The sequence below is a fragment of the Actinomadura geliboluensis genome (assembly GCF_005889745.1).
In the GTDB taxonomy this organism is placed as follows: domain Bacteria; phylum Actinomycetota; class Actinomycetes; order Streptosporangiales; family Streptosporangiaceae; genus Spirillospora; species Spirillospora geliboluensis.
Genome location: NZ_VCKZ01000659.1, coordinates 1 through 2,797, shown reverse-complemented (window position 1 = coordinate 2,797; position 2,797 = coordinate 1). Strand labels below are relative to the sequence as shown.

Genomic DNA, 2,797 nt, shown 5'->3' with positions numbered 1-2,797 from the left:
CCGGGGAGCAGCGCGCCGAGGGCGGCGGCGGCCGCGAGGTCCCAGAGCTGCCCGGCGTTCGCGCCCCGCGCCGCCCGGGACGTGAACGCCAGCGGCGCGCCCTCGGCGGTGACGGCGACGCCGTCGAAGCATCCTTGCGCCAGCGGCTCGGCCAGCACGCTTTCCGGCATGCGACGGAGAGTAGGACACGGGGACGCCGCGTTCCACGGACTTGCGGAAACTCGGTTCCCCGGTGACGTTTCCGCGCCCCGGGGCGCTGTCATCGGGCCGGGAGTCAGCCGGCGTCGCGGAGCCGGGCCGCGGCGTCCTCCGGGGAGACGTCGTTGATCCAGGCGGCCATGCCCGACTCCGACCCCGCCAGGTACTTGATCTTGTCGGGGGCGCGGCGGATCGAGAAGAGCTCCAGGTGCAGCCGGAGCAGGTCGTCGCCGGCGGGCGCCTGGTGCCAGCCCGCCACGTACGGGAGCGGGGTGCCGTAGAGGGCGTCGCAGCGGCGCAGGAGGTCGCGGTAGAGGACGGCCAGCTCGTCGCGCTCCCCGGCGTCCAGCGCGGTGAAGTCGGGGACGTGGCGGTGCGGCATGAGGTGCACCTCCACGGGCCAGCGGGCGGCGGCCGGGACGTAGGCCGTCCAGTGCTCCCCCGCCAGCACGACGCGGCTGCCCGCCCGCTCGGCCTTCAGCACCTCCTCGAACAGGCCGGGCCGCGCGGCGGCCGCCGCCAGCATGCGCTCGGTGCGGGGCGTGACGAACGGGTACCCGTAGATCTGGCCGTGCGGGTGGTGCAGGGTCACGCCGATCTCGACGCCGCGGTTCTCGAACACGTACACCTGCCGGACGCCGGGCACCGCGGCGATCTCGGCGGTCCGGTCGGCCCACGCGTCGACGATCGTCCGGACCCGCGAGACCGGCAGCCGCGCCATCGAGGCGGAGTGGTCGTCGGTGAAGCACACGACCTCGCAGCGCCCGGCGCCGCGAGAGCGCTCCACCCCGTCGATCTCCGGCGGGACGGGCGGGGTGCGGACGTCGAAGGACGGGAACCGGTTCTCGAACGCCACCACGTCGTAGGACGGGTCGGGGATCTCCGACGCGGGCCCGCCGGGGCACAGCGGGCACTGGTCGGCGGGCGGCAGGAACGTCCGGGTGTTGCGGTGCGCGGTGATCGTGACGCGGTCGCCGGTCAGCGGGTCGCGGCGCGTCTCGCACACCGGCTCGACCGGCGCGAGGCCGCGCGGGTCCGGGACGGGTTCCCGGCCCGGCTCCTCGTCGTAGTAGACGATCTCGCGGCCGTCGGAGAGCCGTGCGCGTGTCCGGAACATGTCCCGGGCAGCCTACCGCGCCCGGTGATCACCCGGCCGGGGCGCTCGCCGGGTTCTGGTCCCGGTGCACGCTCAGCAGGTGCCGCACCAGCGTCGTCAGCACCTCCTTGCCGGAGGCGCGCTCGCGGACGTCGCACAGCACGATCGGGGTGTCGGGGCGCAGGTCGAGCGCCTCCCGGATCTCCTCGGTCGCGTAGTCGTAGCCGTCGTCGAAGCAGTTCACCGCGACGACGAACGGCAGCCCGCGGTTCTCGAAGTAGTCGACGGCGGGGAAGCAGTCGGCGAGGCGGCGGGTGTCGGCGAGGACGACGGCGCCGAGCGCGCCGTAGGACAGCTCGTCCCACATGAACCAGAACCGGTCCTGGCCGGGCGTGCCGAACAGGTACAGGATCAGGCCGTCGCGGATCGTGATGCGGCCGAAGTCCATCGCGACCGTGGTGGTGGTCTTCTGCTCGACGCCCGCCGTGTCGTCGACGCCGACGCTCCGGTCGGTGAGCAGCTCCTCGGTCTGCAGCGGGCGGATCTCGCTGACCGCGCCGACCATGGTGGTCTTGCCGACGCCGAACCCCCCGGCGACGAGGATCTTCACCGCGACCGGCGCCGCCGCGCTCCCCGCCGGAGCCCCGCCTTCTCCTCCCGCTGCTTCGGTGCGGGGGGACGAGCCCCCGCTCCCCCCGGCGACCGCGCTCGGGCCGGCGTTCGCCGCGGACTCAGAGGGCTTGGAGACCATGGAGCACTTCCCTCAGCAGACGTTCCTTGGAGAGCGGGCTCTCCTGTTGGGGACGGGTGACGGTGATGAGCCGGTGGTGCAGCAGATCGCCGAGCAGGACGCGCACCACGACCAGCGGCAGCCGCATCCGCGCCGCGATCTCGGCGACCGGCTGCGGCTGCACGCACATCTCCAGGATGTCGAGGTGCTCGGGGCCGATGCCGGGCGAGCCGGACCGGGGCCGCGCCGCGGTCGTCACGATCGTGATCATGTCGAAGTTCTCGCGCGTCGCGGGCCGCGCGCGCCCGCGCGTCAGCGCGTACGACCGGACGATCGGGCCGGCCTCGTCATCGAGCCATTCGCTGCCAGGACCGGTCATGGCCCGTCACGATTCCTCGTTGTCGAGGGCCTCGGCGCGGCCGCGCCGGGTGCCCTGCTGGATGGACGACATCATCGACCGCAGCTCCTCGGGCGACCGGATCGGGCGGCGCGGCGCGGCGGGCCGCGGCGAGGTGACGGTGGGGTCCTCGCGCAGCTGCGACGCCATGTTCTCCTGCCGGACGCGGCGCGGCAGCGGCGGCCGGGAGCCCGTCCCCGCCCCGTCGGCGGGCCGCCGCCTGACCTCCCGCGGCGAGCGCGGGATGCCCGGCCTGGCGGGCGGCGCGGCGGACGCGGGCGGCGCGGGCCGCTCCGGCTCGGGCTCGGGCTCGGGCTGCGCCGCGGACGGCGGGTCGCCCCACGGCGACGGCGCCGGCGTGGACGGCTGCGGGGGC

At 75.2% G+C, this 2,797-nt stretch carries 3 protein-coding genes and 1 pseudogene; all 4 read right to left on the bottom strand.

From position 1 onward, the window contains the following. Nucleotides 1-274: 274 nt before the first annotated feature. On the bottom strand, nucleotides 275-1,315 hold the full coding sequence (gene galT / locus ETD96_RS43155; protein ID WP_138642252.1) for a galactose-1-phosphate uridylyltransferase: 1,041 nt from the start codon (nucleotides 1,313-1,315) through the stop codon (nucleotides 275-277). A 28-nt stretch (nucleotides 1,316-1,343) separates the two neighbouring features. Beyond that, entirely contained in the window at nucleotides 1,344-2,045 is a 702-nt protein-coding gene (locus tag ETD96_RS43150; protein ID WP_138642251.1) for a GTP-binding protein, read from the bottom strand. Then, nucleotides 2,026-2,403 carry a DUF742 domain-containing protein gene (locus ETD96_RS43145; protein WP_138642250.1) on the bottom strand — a complete coding sequence of 126 codons (378 nt, stop codon included), beginning with the start codon at nucleotides 2,401-2,403 and terminating at the stop codon, nucleotides 2,026-2,028. Before ETD96_RS43145 ends, ETD96_RS43150 begins: the two co-directional genes overlap by 20 nt. Before the next feature lie 6 nt (nucleotides 2,404-2,409). After that, nucleotides 2,410-2,797 (bottom strand): annotated as a pseudogene (locus ETD96_RS45575) (hypothetical protein); the annotation flags it as partial.

Excerpts from the sequence above, each read along its gene's own strand:
- galT (WP_138642252.1), bottom strand. The coding sequence starts at position 1,315 with ATGTTCCGGACACGCGCACGGCTCTCCGACGGCCGCGAGATCGTCTAC.
- ETD96_RS43150 (WP_138642251.1), bottom strand. The coding sequence starts at position 2,045 with ATGGTCTCCAAGCCCTCTGAGTCCGCGGCGAACGCCGGCCCGAGCGCG.
- ETD96_RS43145 (WP_138642250.1), bottom strand. The coding sequence starts at position 2,403 with ATGACCGGTCCTGGCAGCGAATGGCTCGATGACGAGGCCGGCCCGATC.